The organism is Stenotrophomonas mexicanensis, from assembly GCF_032911605.1.
GTDB classification, from domain to species: Bacteria; Pseudomonadota; Gammaproteobacteria; order Xanthomonadales; family Xanthomonadaceae; genus Stenotrophomonas; species Stenotrophomonas maltophilia_A.
Window position 1 is genome coordinate 21,614 of the sequence record NZ_JAWJTG010000004.1, and the last position, 20,521, is coordinate 42,134.

At 68.4% G+C, this 20,521-nt stretch carries 18 protein-coding genes; 11 read left to right on the forward strand and 7 right to left on the reverse strand.

From position 1 onward, the window contains the following. Positions 1–45 precede the first annotated feature (45 nt). Complete coding sequence (locus tag R1L06_RS03380) at positions 46–441, forward strand: hypothetical protein (protein WP_049446855.1); 396 nt, start codon at positions 46–48, stop codon at positions 439–441. 163 nt (positions 442–604) lie between these two features. On the opposite strand, the gene recD is transcribed toward R1L06_RS03380, so the two are convergent. Genes recD through recC form a run of 3 tightly spaced genes read right to left on the reverse strand, consistent with a single transcriptional unit; the run spans position 605 to position 9,506 of the window. Further along, positions 605–2,485, reverse strand: a complete 1,881-nt coding sequence (recD, locus tag R1L06_RS03385) for an exodeoxyribonuclease V subunit alpha (protein ID WP_317216915.1) — start codon at positions 2,483–2,485, stop codon at positions 605–607. Then, the gene (gene recB, locus R1L06_RS03390) at positions 2,482–6,162 is read right to left on the reverse strand and encodes an exodeoxyribonuclease V subunit beta (protein WP_317216916.1); all 3,681 of its coding nucleotides are present in this window, start codon (positions 6,160–6,162) and stop codon (positions 2,482–2,484) included. The genes recD and recB overlap by 4 nt, the downstream gene beginning before the upstream one ends. Further along, positions 6,159–9,506 carry an exodeoxyribonuclease V subunit gamma gene (gene recC / locus R1L06_RS03395; RefSeq protein WP_317216917.1) on the reverse strand — a complete coding sequence of 1,116 codons (3,348 nt, stop codon included), beginning with the start codon at positions 9,504–9,506 and terminating at the stop codon, positions 6,159–6,161. Before recC ends, recB begins: the two co-directional genes overlap by 4 nt. A gap of 189 nt (positions 9,507–9,695) precedes the next feature. Here recC and R1L06_RS03400 point away from each other — a divergent pair, with 189 nt between their 5' ends. From R1L06_RS03400 to R1L06_RS03425, 6 genes are read left to right on the forward strand one after another with little or no spacing between them, the layout of a single operon-like run. Then, positions 9,696–10,484 (forward strand): ABC transporter ATP-binding protein, encoded by a 789-nt coding sequence (locus R1L06_RS03400; protein ID WP_010487485.1) that lies wholly within the window; start codon positions 9,696–9,698, stop codon positions 10,482–10,484. Continuing rightward, positions 10,484–11,233 (forward strand): MlaE family lipid ABC transporter permease subunit, encoded by a 750-nt coding sequence (locus R1L06_RS03405; RefSeq protein ID WP_005414955.1) that lies wholly within the window; start codon positions 10,484–10,486, stop codon positions 11,231–11,233. The genes R1L06_RS03400 and R1L06_RS03405 overlap by 1 nt, the downstream gene beginning before the upstream one ends. A gap of 59 nt (positions 11,234–11,292) precedes the next feature. Further along, positions 11,293–11,817 (forward strand): outer membrane lipid asymmetry maintenance protein MlaD, encoded by a 525-nt coding sequence (mlaD, locus tag R1L06_RS03410; RefSeq protein WP_010487482.1) that lies wholly within the window; start codon positions 11,293–11,295, stop codon positions 11,815–11,817. Beyond that, entirely contained in the window at positions 11,814–12,476 is a 663-nt protein-coding gene (locus R1L06_RS03415; RefSeq protein ID WP_010487479.1) for an MlaC/ttg2D family ABC transporter substrate-binding protein, read from the forward strand. Before mlaD ends, R1L06_RS03415 begins: the two co-directional genes overlap by 4 nt. Then, complete coding sequence (locus tag R1L06_RS03420; RefSeq protein WP_032128488.1) at positions 12,466–12,777, forward strand: STAS domain-containing protein; 312 nt, start codon at positions 12,466–12,468, stop codon at positions 12,775–12,777. The genes R1L06_RS03415 and R1L06_RS03420 overlap by 11 nt, the downstream gene beginning before the upstream one ends. Before the next feature lies 1 nt (position 12,778). Beyond that, the gene (locus tag R1L06_RS03425) at positions 12,779–13,792 is read left to right on the forward strand and encodes an MlaA family lipoprotein (RefSeq protein WP_317216918.1); all 1,014 of its coding nucleotides are present in this window, start codon (positions 12,779–12,781) and stop codon (positions 13,790–13,792) included. An 84-nt stretch (positions 13,793–13,876) separates the two neighbouring features. Here the strand turns inward: R1L06_RS03425 and R1L06_RS03430 are convergent, their stop codons facing one another. From R1L06_RS03430 to R1L06_RS03440, 3 genes are all read right to left on the reverse strand, one after another. Beyond that, the gene (locus tag R1L06_RS03430; RefSeq protein WP_010487473.1) at positions 13,877–14,422 is read right to left on the reverse strand and encodes a glutathione peroxidase; all 546 of its coding nucleotides are present in this window, start codon (positions 14,420–14,422) and stop codon (positions 13,877–13,879) included. Between the two features lie 137 nt (positions 14,423–14,559). Continuing rightward, a complete protein-coding gene (locus tag R1L06_RS03435) occupies positions 14,560–14,958 on the reverse strand; it encodes a hypothetical protein (RefSeq protein WP_317216919.1) in 399 nt (132 codons plus the stop codon). A gap of 71 nt (positions 14,959–15,029) precedes the next feature. Next, a complete protein-coding gene (locus R1L06_RS03440; protein WP_317216920.1) occupies positions 15,030–16,565 on the reverse strand; it encodes a DNA recombination protein RmuC in 1,536 nt (511 codons plus the stop codon). 45 nt (positions 16,566–16,610) lie between these two features. On the opposite strand from R1L06_RS03440, the gene R1L06_RS03445 reads away from it, so the two are divergent. Beyond that, positions 16,611–17,216: a glutathione S-transferase family protein gene (locus tag R1L06_RS03445; RefSeq protein WP_317216921.1), complete on the forward strand. Its 606-nt coding sequence runs from the start codon at positions 16,611–16,613 to the stop codon at positions 17,214–17,216. 160 nt (positions 17,217–17,376) lie between these two features. Here R1L06_RS03445 and R1L06_RS03450 read toward each other — a convergent pair whose 3' ends face one another. Continuing rightward, on the reverse strand, positions 17,377–18,384 hold the full coding sequence (locus R1L06_RS03450; RefSeq protein WP_317216922.1) for a zinc-binding alcohol dehydrogenase family protein: 1,008 nt from the start codon (positions 18,382–18,384) through the stop codon (positions 17,377–17,379). A 91-nt stretch (positions 18,385–18,475) separates the two neighbouring features. Here R1L06_RS03450 and R1L06_RS03455 point away from each other — a divergent pair, with 91 nt between their 5' ends. The 3 genes from R1L06_RS03455 to R1L06_RS03465 are packed head-to-tail and all read left to right on the forward strand — an operon-like array spanning position 18,476 to position 20,517. Next, positions 18,476–19,447: a LysR family transcriptional regulator gene (locus tag R1L06_RS03455; protein ID WP_317216923.1), complete on the forward strand. Its 972-nt coding sequence runs from the start codon at positions 18,476–18,478 to the stop codon at positions 19,445–19,447. Positions 19,448–19,462: 15 nt separating this feature from the next. Further along, entirely contained in the window at positions 19,463–20,092 is a 630-nt protein-coding gene (gene leuE / locus R1L06_RS03460; protein ID WP_005411716.1) for a leucine efflux protein LeuE, read from the forward strand. Beyond that, entirely contained in the window at positions 20,089–20,517 is a 429-nt protein-coding gene (locus R1L06_RS03465) for a hypothetical protein (protein WP_154353576.1), read from the forward strand. Before leuE ends, R1L06_RS03465 begins: the two co-directional genes overlap by 4 nt. Positions 20,518–20,521: the final 4 nt, after the last annotated feature.

Sequence of the window (20,521 nt, forward strand, 5' to 3'; positions counted from 1 at the left end):
CCTGCGGAGAGGGATCCGACCCTGGCGCTGCAACAGGACGGTTCAATGAGTTACGACATGATGGTGTTCGAGGCCAGCGCCGCCCCGCGTGAAGCGGCGGCCTTCATCGCTTGGTTCGAGAAGCAGACGCAGTGGAACGAGCGCCACGAGTACGACGACCCGGCGGTGAGCAGCCCGGCGCTGCAGGCGTGGTTCGCGGAGATGGCACAGGAATTTCCGCCAATGAACGGGCCGTTGAGCAATGACGACGATGATCGTGCTGAGGTGACCGAGTACAGCATCGGTAGTCAGGTGATCTACGGCGCGTTCGCCTATTCGGTGGCCGAGCGCGCGCACGGCCGCGTGCAGGACCTGGCCGAGAAGCACGGCGTGGGCTTCTTCGACGTGAGTGCTGATGAAGCAGCCATCGTGTTTCCGGATGGCCTGGTACTGATCGCGTAGATCCACGCCATGCGTGGATGAACGCCGAAGCGATCAGAACGCGCTTTTGTAGAGTCGAGCCATGCTCGACTCCATGGCCCATCAGCCGAGCATGGCTCGGCACTGCATTATTGCAGCGCAGTCGAGCATGGCTCGACTCTACAGGGGGCGCATCGCGCCCGTTTCAGAACAACGTGCCCTGCACGGTGAGCTGTTCGATGTGCGCCGGTGCTTCGGCCACTTCTTCCACACCCAGCCGCCAGGCCAGGCCACCCAACCGGCTGGCATGGCGCTTCAACGCCGCCTGCAGCACGTCCGCGCTGCCGGCCACATGCAGCACCTGGCGGGCACGGGTCAGGCCGGTGTAGACCAGTTCGCGCGACAGTACGCGGCTGTCCTGGCGCGGCAGCTGCAACCACACTTCATCGAACTCCGAACCCTGTGCCTTGTGCACGGTCATCGCGAAGGCGCTTTCGTGCGCGGGCAGTGCGGCCGGGTGGAAGGCGCGTGGCTGGTCGACGCTGTCTCCGGGGAACCAGGCCACCATCGCGCCGCTGCCATCGCGCAGGCAGATACCGATATCGCCGTTGAACAGGCGATGACGGTAGCTGTTCTCGGTGACCAGCAGCAGGCGACCCTGGAAGTAGCCGGGGGTGTTGCCGGCCAGCAGCTGTTCGATGCGGCTGTTGAGCCCGCGCGCGCCCTGCGGGCCTTCGCGCAGTGCGGTCAGCACGCGCAGGCGTCCGGCCTGCTGCAGGGCAAGTACCGGATCGGCGGCGTCGGCCAGCGCGCGCCAGTGGCCCAGCAGGTGCTCGCGCTGGCCACGCAGCGGATCGGCTTCGCCTTCGTGGAAATGCACGCCGGCCAGTTCACCACTGCGCAGCAGCTGCAGCGCGGTGCTGCTGTCGCCTTCGCGCACGGCATGCGCCAGCGGTGCCAGGTCCAGTGCATCGCTCTGCCGGTAACCGCGCTGCAGCTGCACGCGGCGGCCGGCGAAGGCGCGTGGTGCGGCCTGTGGCTGCAAGGTGGCCGGCGCCAGCAGGCCGTGCAGCGCTTGGGCGTCATCGGCGCGGGTGCCGATGCCGTCACCGCTGGCACGCAGGATCGCACTGAGCACGTCGCCGGCCTCGACCGAGGGCAACTGATCGGGATCGCCGAGCAGGATCAGCCGGGTGCCGCTGGCGATCGCGTCGACCAGCTTGGCCATCATCGGTAGATCGATCATCGAGGCTTCGTCGACCACGACCACATCCACCGGCAGCGGATTGTCGGCGTGGTGGCGGAAGCGCGGTGAATCGGGAATCACGCCGAGCAGGCGATGCAGAGTGGTGCCGGTACTGGGCAGCGCCGCGCACAGCGCCGGGTCCAGCCCTTGTTCCTGCAGGCGTTGCACAGCCACGCGCAGGCTCTCGGCCATGCGCTCGGCGGCGCGACCGGTAGGCGCGGCCAATGCCACCTCAGGCAGCGGCTGGCCGGCGTGCCGGGCCTGCGCCGCCAGCAGCAGCAACAGGCGCGCGATGGTGGTGGTCTTGCCGGTGCCGGGGCCGCCGGTGACCAGCGCCAGCGGATGGCGCAGTGTCACGCCGGCGGCGCGTGCCTGGTGATCCTCGCTGCCCGATGCTTGCGGGAACAGCTGCGCGAACAGCGGTGCCAGCGCGGCCATGTCCGGTGCCGGCAGCGGATGCCGACCAATGCGCTGCAGGCCGGCCGCCAGCTGGCGCTCGTACTCGCGATAGCGGCGCAGGTAGAGCAGCCCGTTTTCCAGCACCAGCGGTGCATCCTCGGCGATGGCATCGGCCTGCTCCGGCGTCGCCACCCACGGCGATGCGCGCAGCTGCGCCAGCCAGTCCTGCGCGGCAGGCCACTCGGGCACGCCTTCCAGCAACCGCTGCGGTTGTGCCGGATCGAACGCAGCGTGGCCCTGCGACACCGCCAGCGAGGCCAACGCGGCCGCCAGCGCCACGCTTTCCGGGGTGTCGTCACGCAGCCGCTGCAGGCTGGTCGCCAGTGCATGGTCGAGGGTGCGCAGCTGGCCCTTCTGGTGCAGTTCCTTCAGCAGGCTCATGCGCTGGCTCCACGCGCACGCGCGGCCAGTTCGGCCTGGGCCTGCTCGCCACCGGCGAACAATGCATCCAGCGCATCCACCAGCGCCAACGGGAAGCGGTCCACATGCACACCGTTGCCGGCGGCATCCAGGCCGCGACAGAACAGGTAGCGGATGCCACCCATGTCGCGCTCGTAGTCGTAGGCCGCACCCAGGCGGAAACGCAGCCAGCGATGCAGGGCCACGGTGTAGATCAGCGCCTGCAGGTCGTACTCGCTGTGGCGCATGGCAATGGCCAGCAGGTCCCGGCTGTAACCGGGCAGGCGGTTGGACTTGTAGTCGAGCACGTACCAGCGCCCGTCGCGCACATAGGTCAGGTCGATCATGCCGGTCATCAGCCCTTCCAACCGGCGGCGCTGGCCGAAGCCGCGTCGCGTGCTGGAAACACCGTGCGCATGCAGCACCTGCAGCAGCGCCGGCACCGTGGTCGGCTCGATGGCGAAATGGAAGTCGATTTCCGCGCGACGCTCGCCTTCACCCAGGCTGTGCAGCGCACCGCCTTCGGGCAGCGGCACGGTGAGCGTGTGGCCCACCAGCGGCACCAGCACCGCCACGCCATCGTCCAGGTCGACATCGGCATAGCCTTCGTCGTGCAGCGCCTTGCGCAGCACCTCGGCCTGGCCCTCAGGGGCTTGCAGACCTGGCTGCCAGTCACCCCATGCGGCGAAGTCGACGTTCTCCATCGCTTCGTGCAGCACGTTGCCGAAGCGACTGCCCATGAAGCGCGGGTCGACCGGTGTGCTGTCTTCGGCGGCCACGGTGGGTTCGGGCAGCGCCGGTTCCAGCGGCAGTTCCGGGCCGGCCGGTTCGTCGGCCGCCGGTGCCGGCAACTCGGTGGCCGCCGCTTCGATATCGTTGCCAACACCAGCATCTGCGTGGGCCAGCTGGGTGAAGCTGTACACCCACCAGTCGTGCGGTACGCGCCGGGTCAGGGCACGCACCGCCGGAAGGTCACCCTCCACTTCAGCCGCCAGCTGCGGCAGCGCGGCCGGTGCCTCACTGTCATCGATGTGCACGTCGGCATGCGCGCGCAGCGCCTGCAGGTCACCCAGCAGCGGCGCCAGCCGCGTCCTGCCGAGCCCGGCCAGATCACCCACGGCGATCCACAGCGCATGCTCGGCACGGGTCAGTCCCACATACAGCAGGCGCGCATCCTCGGCCCGCTGCTCGCGCTCACGTTGGTTGCTGGCCGCTTCCCAGGCCTCGTCCTTGTCCAGTTTCCAATGCAGCTGGCGCTGGCCACCGACGTGCACCGTGCAGTGCGAGGCGGTGTTCGGTGCGCCGCCGTCGATGCCGACGAAGGGCAGGAACACCAGCGGATACTCCAGGCCCTTGCTCTTGTGAAGGGTGATGATCTGTACGCGGCGCGCATCCGATTCCAGGCGCAGCAGCTGCTGCTCGTCATCCTGGTCGGCGCTGGCCATCTGGCCCTGCAGCCAGTCCAGCAGGCCGTGCATGCCGAGCGCCTGCGCCGAGGCTTCCTGCAGCAGTTCGCCCAGCTGCAGGTAGTTGGTCAGGCGGCGCTCGCCATCGATCAGCGCCAGCAAGCGTTCGCCCTGTGCGGCACAGACGTCGGCGATCACTGCGAACGGTCCGCCGCGCTGCCAGCGCTCACGCCAGTTCAGCAGCTGTGCCTGGAACTCGCGTTGCAGGTCGCCCTCGCGCTCCATCGCGGCGATCGCACTTGCCCGCTGGCCAAGCAGCACGGTGGCCAGCACCGCACGCAGGCGGCCTTCGTCAGCCGGTTGCAGCAGCGCCAGCAGCAGCGCACGAAGATCACGCGCTTCAGGGGTGGAAAACAGGCTCTGCTTGCCGGCCGCCACGGCGGGAATGCCGACCGCTGCCAGCGCGCGCTGCACCAGCGTGGCCTCGCGATGCGAGCGCACCAGCACCGCGATATCACCGGGTTGAACCGGGCGCCCACGCAACACGGCATTGCCTGCACGCGCCTCGACCAGGATCTGGTGAATCGCAGCCACGCAGGCCTGGGTCGCGGCATCACGCGAGGCGTCCGCACTCATCGCCTTGTCACCGCCACTGCGCAGCACGCGCAGGGTGAGTGCCGTGGCGGCATGGCCATCACGCTGGTAGTCCTCGTCGATGCGCACGCTACCGGGGCGCACCGGCTCGAACTGGATGTCGCGTTCGAGGAAGGCGTCTTCGCCACCGTTGTCGTACAGCGCCTGCAGCGCGCGCAGCACCGCCGGGCGCGAGCGGAAGTTCTGGTCCAGCACCGGCGCCTGCTGCGCCACCTGCTTGGCCTTCAGGTAGGTGTGGATATCACCGCCGCGGAAGCCGTAGATCGCCTGCTTGGGGTCGCCGATCAGGAACAGCGCCGGTGGCAGGCCGAGTTCACGCACCTCCGGCGAATCGCCGAACACGGTGTGGAAGATGCCCCACTGGCGATCGTCGGTGTCCTGGAATTCATCGACCAGCGCGATGCGGTACTGCGCACGCAGTTGTTTCACCAGTGTCAGCCGTTGCGGGCCTTCCAGGGCGAGCGCTACGCCATCGATCAGATCGTCGTAGGTCTGTACCCGGCGCGTGCGCTTCAGCGCCTGCAGGCGTTGCATGGCTTCGGCGCGAAGCGCGTGCAGGAAGTTCAACGCGGTACCACGCAACCAGGCATCGCGTTCGGCCAGCAGCGCGACATAGCGCGCCAACGGCGCCTGCAATGGCGACGATGGCGTGCGGTCGGGGAACTTTTTGTTGGTCTTGTCGGCCAGCACCGCCGGCAGCAGCGCCGGCAGGCGCTCGCTGACCAGCAGCTCGCGCGGGTCGCCGCGCTCGGCCCAGGCCATCATCTGCCGGCCCAGCGGATGCAGCCAGCCCAGCTTGTAGGACACGCCGTTGATCCACTTGTTGTCGACCGCATCGCAGAGGTCGATGAAGAACTGCTCGCCATGCTCGCGCACGCTTGCGGACAGTGCCTCGGCCGCGCTCTGCAGCGCCGGGTGTGGATCAGCCAGCGTCACCGGCTGTGGCAACGGGTGCAGGGGCGGCGTGCCCAGCAGCGCGCGCAGATCGGCGGCCAGCGCGTCCGGGTTGGACCACAGCCAGGTCAGCGGCTCCAATGTGGCCGGGTCATTGGCATGCACGCGCCACAGATCAGCGGCCAGCTCCTCCAGCAGTTCACGATCGCTGGCCAGCAGTTCCGGCGGATCAAAGGTATGGCCGCTTTCCAGTGCATGCTCGCGCAGCACGCGGGTGCAGAAGCCGTGGATGGTGAAGATGGACGCCAGATCGATCTCGTCGGCAGCCACCTGCAGGCGGCGTTTCAGTGCGACCGCGCTCTCGGTTCCGCCCTGTAGATGGCGCTGCAGTACCTCGCGGGTCAACCGCAGGTCTGGCGCTTCGCCCTCGGCCGGTTCCAGATCGACCAGGCGCGCGGCCAGCGCCAGGCGCTCGCGGATGCGCTTGCGCAGTTCCTGGGTGGCGGCATCGGTGAAGGTCACTGCCAGGATCTGGCCGATACGCAGGCCCTGCTCCACCACCAAGCGGGTGAACAACGTGGCCAGGGTGAAGGTCTTGCCGGTGCCTGCGCTGGCTTCAATCAGGCGGATGCCGTCCAGCGGCAGGGCCAGGTAGGGATCGCCCGCCATACGCTGGGTTTCCTTGTCTGCGATGGCGGTGTTCATGCGTTGCCCTCCTGGCGTGCTTCGGTACCGAGAGTGCGGCCTTCGCGCACCGCGCTGAAGACCACCTGGCTGTTGCGCAGCAGCTCGGCATAGCTGGCATCGGTGGCAAACGGGTCGGCACCGCGCAGCAGCAGCTGCCAGGCGTCGCTGCTGGATTCACCCCAGCTGCGGTCGCTGCCATGCCACTGCTTCCAGCCTTCGCTGCGCTGTTTTTCTGCCGGCGCGTTGTACAGCACCCAGCCGGTGTACGGGGCAAAGCGCAGCGGCTCACGCAGGCCGCGCTGGCGCAATTGCAGCAGCGCACGCAGCGCGGCGCGTGCAGCGGGGGCGCTCAGTGCTGGCAGCACATGCGGGCCGGGACCGGCGTCACCGCCATCGTGGAACTGCACCAGCGGCAACGCATCGCCGGCGGCGTTGGCCAGCAGCCAGTCCAGGCCCTGGCGGATCACTGCATTGCCATTGAGGGTACCGGCGCGCAGGCGCACCAAGCCCTCGGGATGCCGATCGGCCACGCGGCCATGCAGGCGCACGCCGTCGATGTCCACTTCGTAGCGACGGCTTTCCAGCGGTTCGCCTTGCATCCAGCCCAGCAACGCACTGGCATACGGGCGCGTCTTCAACTGCTCCCCCTCGAACTGGCGCTCGCCCAATGGGCCGGACGGCAGCAGGCCGCGCGCGCGCAGCCGCGGGTACAACGGCTCGGTATCGCCGCTGAGCGTGGCACGCACCACCGCCGCCTGCACGCTGCGCTTTTCCGGGCCGCGCGATGACAGCACCAGCGGTTCCAGGTCATCGACCTCCTCGACATCGTCGGCCAGGCGCAGGCCCAGCGACTGTGCGAGGAACTGTCCGGCCGGGTCGCACAGGAAACGGCGCAGGGTATCGAGCGCGACCTCGTCCTCCACTGCGTCATCGAGCGGCGGCGGCAGCGGTGCGTCGAACCAGGGCTGCAGTCCACCGCGCTGGCCGGTGAGGCGACCGGCCGCCGGATGCCACTGGCGGCGATAGCTGAAGCGGCGTGGGTCGCCGTCACCGAACGCGGCGGGCGAGAACGGCTGCAAGGCATGGCGCACGGTGAAGTCGCGGACCGTCGCAGACGGATCGAGGTGATACGCAGCGGCGGCATCGATCAGTTCACTGACCAGCACCGACGGCTCGCGCACGCTGCCATCGCGCGGATCGGCACCGAGGTAGCTGAGGTAGAACACCTCCTGCGCGGCGGCGAACAGCTGCAGGAACAGGAAACGGTCGTCTTCGCGGGTGGAGCGGTCGCCCGGTCGGCGGCGCGGCGTGTCCAGTTCGGCGGTGAGCTGGTTGAGACCGGCCGCCGGGTCACGGCGCGGGAAATCGCCATCATTGAGGCCCAGCACGCAGATCACCCGGAACGGCAGCAGGCGCATCGGCACCATGCGGCCGAAACTGATGCCACCGGTCAGCAGCGGTGCGCGCGTATCGGCCTCGCCCAGCGCGCCGGCGAAGTGCGCACGCACCACCTCCGGCGGCACACCTTCCGCGAAGCCGGCCTTGGCAGCATCCTCGGCGAACTGGTTGAGCAGCTTGCGCAGGCGCTCCAGCGCGCGCTGGCTGTTGGGTGAACTCGGCGCGGAGGGCAGCAGTGCATCCAGCAACGACAGCAGGCGCTGTCGCCATTGCGCCGGGGTCAGCAGCTCGCCGAGGCGACGCTGGTAGATGGCCAGCACGCGCAGCAGGCGCAGCAGCCGGTCCAGCGCGTCCAGCGCGCCGCCTTCCAGTTCGATCCACGGTGCGACACCGGCCAGGTCGGCCTCGCTGCCGGTGGCATGGCCGAGCACCAGGCGATCCAGCGCGAACTGCCAGGTGTAGGCGTCGTCCGCCGGCGCCTGGTGCTGGTGGCGGTGCTTCGCATCCAGGCCCCAGCGTGCACCGGCCTGCTGCAGCCAGCCATGCAGGCGGTCGAAGTCCACCGCTTCCAGCCCGGCCGCTTCGGCCAGCGGCGCGCTGGCCAGCAGGTCCAGCACTTCATTCAGGCCAAAGCGCGAGACCGGCAGGCCCAGCAGGTGCACGAACACATCAGCCAGCGGTTCACCGGCCAGCGGGCTGCTGTCGGCCAGCGCATAGGGGATGTGCTCCTCCTCGCCACCACGGCCGCCGAACACCGCTTCCAGGTACGGCACGTAGGGATCGATGTCCGGCGCCAGCACCGCGATCTCGCGCGCCTGCAGCGGCGGGTCGAAGCGCGGGTCCTGCAGCAGGCTGCGCAGCTGGTCGTGCAGCACCTGCAACTCGCGCAGGCGGGTATGGCAGGCGTGTACCTGCAGGCTGGGGTCGTCGCTGCGAAGCCCGTCACGCAGCTCACCCGAGGGCAGTGCGCGGCGGTGGAACAGGTCACGCTGCAGGCGATGCAGCAGGCTGTCGGACAGGCCGCCTTCGTCCAGGGTCGGCCGGGTGTCGTCCTCCGGATCGGAATAGGCGGCGATTTCGCCGGCCGGATGCACCACCTCGTAACTGCCCAGCACCGCCATGAAGTCGCGCCCGGCCGCGCCCCAGGCTTCCAGCAGGCGGTTTTCGCCGGCTGCTTCGCCGAAGGGATCGGGCGCGCCGCTGCGCAGGCGCTCGGCCAGGGTCTGCAGATCGCCCCAGTACGACTGCACCGGGGTGGGCATATAGAAATGCAGCTCGCCAACACGTGCCTGGGTGGCCATCACCCGCAGCACATCGGGCGAGATGTTGAGCGTCGCGAACGCAGACATGCGCGGTGGCAAGCCCTTCGGCAAGGGTTGGCCGGCCCCTTCGAAACGGTCCAGGTATTCCTGGATGCGGCGCGCGCGGTAGTCGTGGCCGTGGGTGATGGTGCGCCACAGGATCGCCTGCGGATCGGACGGATCGGCACCGTCCGCCCAACGCAGCAGCCAGTCGCGGCGCCACGCCTGGTACTTCTCGAACACCGAGGCCAGCTCGCCAGCCAGCGCCCACGGCTTCAATGCGTCATCGCCGGCAAGATAGGACTGCAGCGCGCGCATCGGTGGCTGCGCCAGCAACGCCGGGTCGCGCAGGGCCTGGTACAGCTTCCAATGCAGGCCGGCCGCGTCCAGGTCGTCCTGCTCGCCGCTGATGTTGGCCTTCAGCGCGCGCGCCACGAACTCACCCGGGGTGAGGAATTCGAGGTTCGCAGCCACACCGAACTCGGCGGCCAGTGTCGCTTGCAGCCAACGCCGCATCGCTACCTGCGGGATCAGCACCACTTCCGGTGCCAGCAGCGGCTGGCCAGGAACGGGCGCCCGCACATTGCGCGCCAGCAGCGCGGCCAGCACGTCCAGGGAGTTGGAATGGTAGAGGCGGAAATCGCTGCCTGGGTCACTCATCATGCACAGTGTGCAGGACAGCAGGCAGTATTCAATGGTTGGGCCGCCAGCGGTACGGATTGTTCCGGGACGCCGGCCGATTGTCCCGGCCTCCGCCGAGGCTTGTCGTGCAACAATACTGCACCGTCCAGTCTGCTTATGTTCAGCCGACGGGCCCGATCCTTCGATGTCTAAAAAACGTTAATGGTGCCCATGTCGGCTTCCACCTCCAGTCTGGTGCAGTTATCCAACGTCCGCATCGACCGGAGCGGACGCACGATCCTGCGCGACGTGTCGCTGCAGGTGCCCAAGGGCAGCATCACCGCCGTTCTGGGTCCGTCCGGCAGCGGCAAGTCGACCCTGCTGGCGGCGCTGACCGGCGAACTGCGCCCGGTCGCCGGCGAGGTCACCCTGTTCGGCAAGCCGATTCCGCATGACAGCGGCGCGCTGCTGGAAATGCGCAAGAGCGTGGGCGTGCTGCTGCAGGGCAATGGCCTGCTGACCGACCTCACCGTGGCCGAGAACGTGGCGCTGCCGCTGCGCACCCACACCCGCCTGCCCACTGCGGTACTGCGCCGGCTGGTGCAGATGAAACTGCATGCGGTGGGCCTGCTGGCCGCCGCCGATGCCTGGCCGCGTGAGCTGTCCGGCGGCATGGCGCGCCGCGTGGCGCTGGCCCGCGCGCTGGCACTGGACCCACCACTGATGATCTACGACGAGCCGCTGACCGGGCTGGACCCGATCGCCTCGGGGGTGATCATGAGCCTGATCCAGCGCCTCAACCACAGCCTGGGCCTGACCAGCATCATCGTCAGCCACCACGTGCACGAGACCCTGCCGATCTGCGACCAGGTGATCGCGATCGCCAATGGCGGCATCGTGTTCCAGGGCACGCCCGAGGCACTGCAGTCCAGCCAGGACCCGCTGCTGCGGCAGTTCCTGCACGGCCAGCCCGATGGCCCCATCCCGTTCGATGCCGCGCCACGCGCGAGGGTCGCCTGATGCCGTTCGTTCAAGCCACCCGCTCGCTGGGTCGTGCCGGCCTGTTCTCGCTGACCGTGCTGCGCGGTTCGCTGCCGACCCGTGATTTCCTGGCCGAGTTGACCCGCGAGATCTACAAGATCGGTGCGCGCTCGCTGCCGATCATCGCCGTCGGCGGTGCCTTCGTCGGCCTGGTGCTGACCCTGCAGGGCTACCGCACGCTGACCACCTTCGGTGCGGCCGACGCACTGTCGACCCTGCTCGGCCTGTCGCTGTACCGCGAACTGGCACCGGTGCTGACCGCGCTGCTGTTCATTGGCCGCGCTGGCAGCTCGATCGCCGCCGAACTGGGCCTGATGCGTGCCACCGACCAGATCAAGGCGCTGGAGCTGATGGCGATCGACCCGGTGGCCAAGGCGGTGGCGCCGCGCTTCTGGGCGGCGGTGCTGACCGTGCCGCTGCTGACCGGCATCTTCTGTTCGCTTGCAATCAGTGCCAGCTACTTCGAAGCGGTGCACGTGCTGGGCCTGGACAACGGCGTGTTCTGGTCGGCGCTGCGCAACAGCGTGGACTTCTGGGACGACTTCGGCGTGGCAATGCTGAAGTCGGCGATCTTCGGCGGCACTGCCGCGCTGGTTGCCGCCTATGTGGGTTTCCACGCCGAGCCGACCATTGAAGGCACTTCGGTGGCGACCACCCGTGCGGTGGTCAACGCTTCACTGCTGGTGCTGATGTTCAACTTCGTGCTGTCGGCAATGTTGTTCACCTAACCCCTCCACCGGCGGTGCGCAGGCGCGCGCGGCCACAACGACTCGATCAGGTAATCCACATGGCCATCCGCGGTCCCAGACTCGAATTTTCCGTCGGCGCCTTCCTGCTGCTGGCCCTGGCCTCGCTGATGGTGCTGGCCGTGGCCTCGACCAACCAGCGCTGGAGCTGGGGCAGCGAAGGCTACGACCTGAAGGCACGCTTCTCCCAGGTCGGCCAGCTGCGCAAGCAGGCGCCGGTGAAGATCGGCGGGGTCACTGTCGGCCAGGTCGCTTCGATCGACCTGGACCCGGTGAAGTTCGAATCGATCGTCACCCTGCGCATGGACAGCAAGGTCAAGGACCTGCCGGCGGACACCTCGGCCGGCATCTTCACCAGCGGTTTGCTCGGCGAGAGCTATATCGGTCTGCAGCCGGGCGGTGATCCGGACGTGCTGAAGGCCGGTGACGAGATCGTCTTCACCCAGCCGGCGGTGGACCTGATCCAGCTGGTCGGCAAGTACATGTTCAGTGGCGGTGCCGGTGGCGGCGCTGCTCAGAAGCCCAACGATGGCGCGCAGGCGCCTGCAACGGAACCGCAACCATGAAGATGAAACTGATCCCGGCCCTGCTCGCCTCGGCGCTGCTGGCGGCCACCCCGTTCCTGGCCCAGGCCCAGGCCGCTGCGCCTGCCGCTGCCGCAACGCAGAGCCAGGCCGGCAAGGTGGTGATCGATGCCAGCAGCCGCATCCTGTCCACGCTGCAGCAGCGCAAGAGCGAGTTCACCAGCAACCCGGCCAGCCTGCGCAGCTACATCGACAGCGAGCTGACCCGCACCTTCGACCGCGACTACGCCGCGCGCCTGGTGCTGGGCCCGCACGCCCGCGGCGCCTCCGACGCCGACATCAAGCTGTTCGCCGATGCCATGGCCGACAGCCTGATGCAGCGCTACGGCTCCACCCTGCTCAACATCCAGGGCAAGCCGAGCTTCCGCCTGAAGGGTGAAAGCCCGCTGCCGGGCAATCGTGGCGTGCGCGTGAGCACCGAACTGGTGCGCGCCGGCAACGAACCGACCCCGGTCGAGTACTGGATGCGCAACGTGAACGGCCAGTGGAAGATCTTCGACGTCAACATCGAAGGCATTTCCTACGTGCAGACCTTCCGCAACCAGTTCGACACCCCGCTGCGCCAGAAGGGCATCAAGCAGGTGGCCAACGAACTGCACAGCGGCAGCATGCAGGCCGGGCCCGCGGGCAATGGCAAGTAACGCACTGGCGCTGCTGGAAGGCGACACCCTGCGCCTGCGCGGGGTGCTCGACCGTGCCGCGGTGATCGCACTGTGGCCGCAGCTGCAGGCCCTGCCGGCAAAGCTGTCACGGCTGGAGCTGGGTGAGGTCGAACGCGTGGACAGCGCCGGCCTGGCGCTGCTGGCCGAGCTGGCCGCACGTGCGCGCAAGAGCGGTCACCCGCTGGCAGTCTCCGGCGCGCCGGCCGGCTACAACGAGCTGAGCGCAGCCTACCGGCTGTCGCCCGACCTGGATTTCAACGCTACTTCTGCTGCGAGCTGACATGAACGTCGTACGCACTTTCCCCCTGATCGTCCTGGCCACCGCCCTGACCGCCTGCGCCGGCAAGCCCGCACGCAGCGATGCGCCCGCAGCCAGCACCGTGGTCCCGGCCAGCACCATCGCCGAGGCCTCTGCCGCCACCGCCGATACCGCTACGGTCGATGCCGCACCGGCAACAGCCGTGGTTGCCGCACCTGCGTCGGCCACGCCGCCATCCGCACCGGCCCGCAGCGCCGACACCGATGCGGCCAGGGCCGCGGCGGCGACCGCCCCCGGTGGTGACGACGACTTCGATGCCCTCTACGGCGGTGCCGGCAACACTGGCAGCGCGGCAGCCTACGATCCGTGGGAACCGTTCAACCGCAAGGTGCACACGTTCAACAACGCGGTTGACCGTGGCATCGCCCGCCCGCTGGCCACGGCCTACACCCACGTGGTGCCGCGCTTCGCCCGCACCGGCGTCAGCAACTTCTTCAGCAACCTGCGCGCACCGGTGACCATCACCAACCAGCTGCTGCAGGGCCGCGGTGCCGATGCGTGGGACAGCCTCGGCCGCTTCCTGATGAACAGCACGCTGGGTATCGGCGGCCTGTTCGATCCGGCCAGCAAGGCGATGGTGCCGCGTCGCAATGAGGACTTCGGGCAGACCCTGGGTGCCTGGGGCTGGCGTCGTTCGCGTTACGTGGAACTGCCGTTCTTCGGCCCTCGCACCGTGCGCGATGTGTTCGGCCTGGCCGGTGACATTCCGCTGTCACCGATCCGCCGCATCGAAGAGGACAAGATCCGCATCGGCCTGCAGGGCATGCAGCTGGTCGATACCCGCGCGCAGCTGCTGGCAATCGACGACCTGCGTGACACCGCCGTGGACGAGTACTCGCTGGTACGCGATGCGTGGATGCAGCGCCGCAACTACCAGATCGAGAACGATCTGCGCAGCAAGCGCGACCGTGGCCACGACGATGCCAATTCGCCGATCCCGGTCGATGCGATGCCGATGCCGCAGTGGACGCACTGAGTCCGGTCTGCAGCGCATGAAAAACCCCGCCTCGGCGGGGTTTTTCTTTTCCGGTAGGTGCCAACCTTGGTTGGCACGCTTTCCTCAGGCTGCCAGCGCTGCCTCGATGGCCTCGCGCAGGCGCGCGTCATCGGCAGCCACGTCCGGGGCGAAACGCGCGATGACCTTGCCGTCGCGGCCAACCAGGAACTTCTCGAAGTTCCACAGCACCGCCGGTGCTGCGTGGATCGGGATCTCCTTGCTGGCCAGGCGCTCACGCAGCGGGCCTTCGCCGATCGACTGCGGCTGGGCGGCGGTCAGCTGCTGGTACAGCGGATGGGTATCGTCACCGGCCACGCTGATCTTGGAGAACATCGGGAAGCTGACGTCGTAGGTGAGCTGGCAGAACTGCTGGATCTCCGCCTCGCTGCCCGGCTCCTGGCCGAGGAAGTTGTTGGCGGGGAAGCCCAGTACTTCCAGACCCTGCGCGTGCTTTTCCGCATACAGCGCCTGCAGGCCTTCGTACTGCGGGGTCAGGCCGCACTTGGAGGCGACGTTGACCAGCAGCAGTACCTTGCCCTGGTAGTCGGCAAGCGAGGACGGCTGGCCGTCGATGGTGGTGAGGGAAATGTCCTGGATCGGGGTGCTCACGCGGGGGCTCCGGCAACAGCGGGGAATGGCCCACCAGCATAGCGCCGCGCGATGGCGGTAGTGCCGGCCGCTGGCCGGCAATCGTGCGACCGTTCGCAAGGGTTCATGCGGTTGCCGGCCAGCGGCCGGCACTACGATCAGTCCACGCAGATCGTGCCCTGCGCCTTGCCGTCATCAATGCGCTGGCGGCAGCCGAAGTTCTGGCGCACATCGCGCTGGCAGGTACCGGTAGCGGCGCTGCCAGCGGCCACCTCGGGACCGGCCAGGCACTGGCCCGTGCAGTCGCTTTTGCGGCTGCAGGCCTTGCCGGCATCGGCATAGGGAATCACGCACTGCTCGCGCTGCAGCCGGCCCAGCCGCTGCAGGCTGCCACCGGCGGCCTGGCAGTCGACGTCGCGCGCTTCGCGATACGCCTCGGCCGCTTCAGGGCTGATGGCTGCGGCAGGTGCCGCGGTCGTATCGGCAGCCGGTGGTGCGCTGCTGCAGGCGGCAAGCAGCGCGGTCAGGGCAAGGCTGGTGAAGCGGCGCAGGCGCATGACGATACCTGATCGAGGCGGACAGGCCGCCAGCATACGCATCGGCGATGCAGGCGGCGTGTCAGCGTGGCTCAGGCCTCGTCGCCGTCACTGCCTTCCTCTGCTGGCAGCGCGTCCGGCAGCAACTGGCGGCTCTGCTCAACCGGCAGCGACTCGACATCCCTCAGCTTGCGGGCGATCGCGCGGGTGCGCACCCCGGTCTGGTCGATCTGCTTGCTGGCCTGGTCCAGCTTGGCCTTCACGTTGTCCAGTACATCACCGAACTTGCCGAACTCGGTCTTCACCGCACCCAGCAGGCTCCACACCTCGCTGGACCGCTTCTCGATGGCCAGCGTGCGGAAGCCCATCTGCAGGCTGTTTAGCAGTGCGGTGATCGTGGTCGGCCCGGCGACCACCACGCGGTGGTCGCGCTGCAGCAGATCGACCAGGCCGGGGCGCCGGATCACCTCGGCATACAGGCCTTCGGTAGGCAGGAACATCACCGCGAAGTCGGTGGTGTGCGGCGGCACGATGTACTTCTCGCAGATCGACTTGGCCTGCACCTTCACCGCACGCTCCAGCTGCGCACCCTGCACGCGTACCAGTTCGGCATCACCCTGCTCCTGTGCGTCCAGCAGGCGCTCGTAGTCTTCGCGTGGGAACTTGGAGTCGATCGGCAGCCACACCGGCGTGTCATCGCTGCTGCGACCCGGCAGGCGCACGGCGATGTCGACCATTTCGCCACTATCCGGGCGTACCTTCACCCCGCGCGCGTACTGCTCCTGGATCAGGGTCTGCTCGAGGATGTTCTCCAGCTGTACTTCACCCCAGCTGCCGCGCGTCTTGACGTTGGTCAGCACGCGCTTGAGGTCACCCACGCCGGTGGCCAGCTGCTGCATCTCGCCGAGGCCGCGCTGCACCTGCTCCAGGCGCTCCGAGACCAGTTTGAAGGACTGGCCAAGGCGTGTTTCCAGGGTGGACTGCAACTTCTCATCCACCGTCACGCGCATCTGTTCCAGCTTCTGCGCATTGTCGCTCTGCAGCGCGCGCAGCTGCTCTTCCAGCGTCGTGCGCATCTCGGCGATGCGCTGCTCGTTGCGCTGGGTCAGTTCCTGCAGGCGCAGGCCAAGGCTTTCAGTCAGGCGCTGCTGCGACTGCGCGCCCTCCTCGCGGCCCTTGCGTGCATCGTCCACCAGGGTCTGCCGCAGCGCGCCGAGCTGAGTATCGGTACGCCCGGTGAGCTCCTGCAGCTGCTGGCCAAACGCATGGATGCGGGCTTCCTGCTGCTGGCCGAAGGTCTCCAGCTGGCCGCGCAGCTCCTGCAGCCGCTGTCCCATCAACGCCGCGCCGCGCTGCTGGCTCTCGGCCGCTTCGGCGCGCGCCTTGCGGGCATCTTCGCCCAGCGCTTCGCGCAGCAGGTCGAGGCGCTGGTCGGTGCGGGTGGACAGATCGGTCAGCGCGCGGGCGAAGCCATCGATCTGTTCGCGCAGCTCGCTGCGCCCGGCCCGCGCCTCCTCGCGCACCGCCTGTTCCAGGCGGTCATGCGGCGGGCGGCGCAGCAGGGCGACCAGCTGCAGGATGAGCACGGCCAATAGAAGGCCGCCAATGAGCAGATATTCGGTTTGCATGGGGCAAGTGTAGGCTGGCCGAGTCTCAACTGCTGCGTCAGGACCATGGTCGTCCTCTACGGAAAGCCCACCTCCATCAATGTGCGTAAAGTGCTGTGGCTGTGCGCGGGGCTGGATCTGCCCCTGCACCACGAACCGGCCCCCTCGCCGGACCTGCTGGCCACGCTGAACCCCAACCGGCAGGTGCCGGTGCTGCGTGATGGCGACTTCGTGCTGTGGGAATCCAACAGCATCTGCCGCTACCTGGCCGCACGCGCCGGTCGCGAGGATCTGCTGCCACATGCAGCAAAGGCCCGGGCCCGGGTGGAGCAGTGGATGGACTGGCAGGCCAGCGACCTCAACAGCGCATGGCGCCATGTGTTCATGGCGCGCGTGCGCCAGCATCCGGACTATCCGGATGACGCCCGTGCCGAGGCCAGCCTGGCGCAGTGGAACCGGCTGATGGGCGTCCTTGATGCACAGCTGGCCACTACCAACGGCTACGTGACGGGCAATACCTTCACTCTGGCCGACATCGTGCTCGGGCTGTCGACCCAACGCTGGCGCAGCACGCCGGGCAGCAAGCCGGTACTGGCACACGTAGATGCCTGGTTCGAACGCCTGCGGCAGCAGCCCGGTTTCGCCGAGTACGTCGACAACGGTGTGGCGTGAGGAGTGGCTCCCACCGCTGTTGGTAGGTGTCGACCTGGGTCGACACGGTAGATCCACGCCATGCGCAGATGAAGCGCTGTAGAGCCGAGCCCATGCTCGGCTGAAGGTTATCCGCAAACAACAGCCGAGCGTGGGCTCGGCTCTACAGAAAGACCGGGCCTTACCAGCCTTCCAGCACGATCTTGCCCTTGGCGCGGTGGCTCTCCAGCAGCGCGTGGGCACGCCGCAGGTTGGCCGCGTCGACGCGCCCGAAATGCTCGCCCAGGGTGGTCTGCAGCACGCCTGTGTCGATCAGCTCGGCCACCCGGTTCAACAGGTCATGCTGGCGCTGCATGTCGGCGGTCTTGTACAGCGGCCGGGTGAACATCGACTCCCAGTGCAGTGACAACGCCTTGCGCTTGAGCGCCATCACGTCGACCTGGCCGGGATCATCGATCAGCCCCAGCTGGCCCTGCGGCGCCAGCAGTTCCACGATCTGCGCGTAGTGCTGGTCGGAGTGGGTCAGGCTGGCCACGTGCTGCACCTCGCTGATGCCGAGCCGCGCCAGGCCCTCGGCCAGCGGCAGGCTGTGGTCGATCACATGGTGTGCGCCCATTGCGTACGCCCAGTCCTGGGTATCCGGACGCGAGGCGGTGCCGATCACCGTCAGTTTCGTCAGCTTCCGCGCCAGCTGCACCAGGATCGAACCGACACCGCCGGCAGCGCCGATCACCAGCAGGGTCTGGCCTTCGCCGCCGCCCTCGGGAATTCTCAGGCGGTCGAACAGCAGCTCCCAGGCGGTGATCGCGGTCAGTGGCAGCGCGGCGGCGGCGGCGTCATCCAGACTGGCCGGCTTGCGGCCGACGCTGCGTTCGTCCACCAGCTGGTACTCGGCGTTGCTGCCCGGGCGATCGATGACGCCGGCGTAGTAGACCGCATCGCCGGGCTGGAACAGGGTCACCTCGCTGCCCACCGCGTCAACGATGCCGACCGCATCCCAGCCCAGCACGCGCGGGCCATCGGTGGCCACGCCGCGACGGACCTTGGTGTCGACCGGGTTCACCGCCACCGCGCGTACCGCCACGCGCAGGTCACGCGGGCCGGGCAGCGGCAGCTCCAGTTCGATGTCGATCAGGGCCTGGGCATCATCGATCGGCAGGCCGGCTTGGGTGTAGGCAATGGCGCGCATGGCAGCGGTCCAGTGGGGAAGGAGGCGACAGGTTGCGCCGCACGCGCTCCCGCAGAAAGGCGCAGAATCGGGCAGCACTTTCACTCTGGCAATGAAGATGATCCGCTTCGACGATCTGCAGCTGTTCGTCCGCACTGCCGCACTGGGCAGCTTCTCGCAGGCGGCGCGCGAGGCCGACCTGCTGCCCGGGCAGGTCGCCGCGGCGGTGGCGCGGCTGGAACGCGAGCTGGACCTGCGCCTGTTCGTGCGCACCACCCGCAGCCTGCGCCTCACCGGCGAGGGTGCGCTGTACCTGCCGTATGCGCAGGAGGTACTGGCCACCCTGCGCGAGGGACAGGCGCGCGTGCAGGGCGAGGACACCGAGCTGCACGGCACCCTGCAGCTGTCGGCGCCCTCGGACCTCGGCCGCAACCTGCTGCTGCCCTGGCTGAGCGCCTTCCGCGCCGCGCACCCGCGGCTGCGCCTGCACCTGCGCCTGTCCGACGAGGTGGCCGATGTATTCCGCGACCCGGTCGACGTGGCCATCCGCATCGGCCACTTCGACGACGCCAGCTACGTCGCGCTGCCGCTGCTGGAAGGCAATCGACGCGTGCTGGCCGCCTCGCCCGGCTACCTGCAGCGGCGCGGCACGCCCACCTGCCTGGAGGATCTGCGCGAGCACGATTGCCTGGTCTATCAACTCAACGGCCGCGCCTACGATCGCTGGTCATTCGAGGTCGACGGGCGTCGCAGCGTGATTCCGGTGCGCGGTCCGCTGGTCTGCGACGACGCCGATGTAGTGCGACGCTGGGCCGTGGCCGGCGAAGGCATCACTTACAAGTCCTGGCTGGACCTGCGCGAGGACGTGCTGGCCGGGCGCCTGCAGCTGCTGCTCGATGGTGTTGGCAGCAGCATCCCGCTGCAGCTGGTATGTCCGCACCGCAAGCAGTTCTCGCCCGCGGTACGGCAACTGCATGCGCAGCTGCGCCAGCACCTGCAACCGCTGCTGTCTGGCATGCCCACTGGCCTCACCCGCCCCCTGTCGCCAACGGCGGCACTGGCCGACAATGGCGGCCCCCCGTAACAAGAGAACGCCGCCATGCCGTGGATGGGCATCCAGGACCTGTGGACGTTTCTGGTCGCTGTGCTGGTGTTTCTCGCCCTGCCCGGCCCCGGCACCTTCACGCTGCTGACCGCCACCGGCCGTGGCGGCGTGCGTGGTGGCTATACCGCGCTGGCCGGCCTGCTGGTCGGCGATCAGATCCTGATGTGGCTGGCGTTGGCGGGCGTGGCGGCGCTGCTCAAGGCTAACCCGCTGGTGTTCCACGCGGTGCAGTACCTGGGTGCGGCCTACCTGGTGTGGGTCGGCATCAGCCTGCTGCGCACGCCGAAGCACGAGGGCGGCGACGCCGGCCCGATCCGCATGCAGCCGGGGCGCTACTTCCAGCAGGCGATCCTGGTCAGCCTGCTCAACCCGAAGGCGATCCTGTTCTACATGGCCTTCCTGCCGTTGTTCATCGATCCGAAGGCACACCAGGGCATCGCCACCTTCGCTGCGCTGGCGGGCATCATCCTGGTGGTCAGCATCGCCTACTGCTCGATGTTGATCGGCGTGGGCAACCTGGCCCGCCGCCGCCTGATCCAGCACCCGCGAATCAGCGATGCGCTGCGCCGTGTGGCAGGCCTGTTCCTGGTGGGGTTCGGCATCCGGTTGGGGCTGAACGGATGAAACCCTGGCCGACGGCGATGGGCGCCCTGCTGCTTCTGGCCAACACGAGCGCCCCGGCGGCCACCGCGCAGGATCATCGCTGCCTGAGCGGCGGCCGCAATGACGGCATCCATCTGGAATGGCGTTGGCTGGATGACGGCCAGGCCGACGTTCGCTATGCCGGGCAGCGCGAACGCCTGCTGCTGCGCCGGGTTTCAATGGAGACCACGGTGCTGGCCGAAGACCGCCCCTACCAGTTCGACAGCGTCTGGGAAGAGCGCATCAACGGGCGCCTCAACGGCCGCTACCTGCTGAGCACGCAGGGCGCGCTGGTGCTGGACCTGAGCTACGAGCGTAGCCGCGACGGACGTCGCACCACCTTCCACGATGACGTCGAGGCCTGGCAGGAAGACGGCTGCCGCTGGCCCGGCAAGGTGGCCGAGTGAGCAC